This window comes from Caulobacter sp. SSI4214 (genome assembly GCF_012184455.1).
Taxonomy (GTDB): domain Bacteria; phylum Pseudomonadota; class Alphaproteobacteria; order Caulobacterales; family Caulobacteraceae; genus Caulobacter; species Caulobacter vibrioides_E.
On the sequence record NZ_SZWJ01000187.1, the window covers coordinates 1 to 601 of the forward strand.

At 63.1% G+C, this 601-nt stretch carries 1 protein-coding gene; it reads left to right on the plus strand.

Annotated elements, in window-relative coordinates:
- Positions 1–50: 50 nt before the first annotated feature.
- Positions 51–601, plus strand: a 551-nt coding sequence (locus tag FCU40_RS23025; protein ID WP_168078126.1) for a Tn3 family transposase, incomplete at its 3' end; no start/stop codon positions are given.

Here is a 601-nt window from a genome sequence, read left to right on the forward strand (position 1 = left end):
GAAAACTGGCCAGAGGCGACCTTGTGGACGTCTCACTCCAAGGTGACGCCTTGTCGGTCAAGCCGATCAAGGCCAGCACACCCGATGAGGCGCGCGTGCTCGATCGGGCGATCGACGCTTTGTTGCCACGGGTTCGGATCACCGATCTCCTCGCCGAGATCGATGCCCTGACAGGCTTTTCGTCTGCGTTCCGGGAGCTTCGTTCCGGAAAAGCTCACGACAACACAAGCTGCGTGCTGGCCGCGGTTCTGGCCGATGCGACCAACCTTGGCCTGGAGAGAATGGCCAACGCCAGCCAGGGTGTGACCTACGCCCAGTTGGCTTGGACGCAGAGCTGGTACCTCAGCGAGGAGAACTACCGCGCCGCCCTCGCCAAGATCATGGACGTCCACCACGCGCAGCCGTTCGCGCGTCACTGGGGGGATGGCTTGTCCTCATCGTCCGATGGCCAGTTCTTCAGGTCTGGTCGCCGGCGATCCGGGGCCGGCGACATCAACGCCAAGTACGGGCCTGAACCGGGTTTGCGGATCTATACGCATCTCTCCGACATGCACGGATCCTTTCACACGAAGGTGCTCTCGGCGACGGCGTCGGAAGCGCC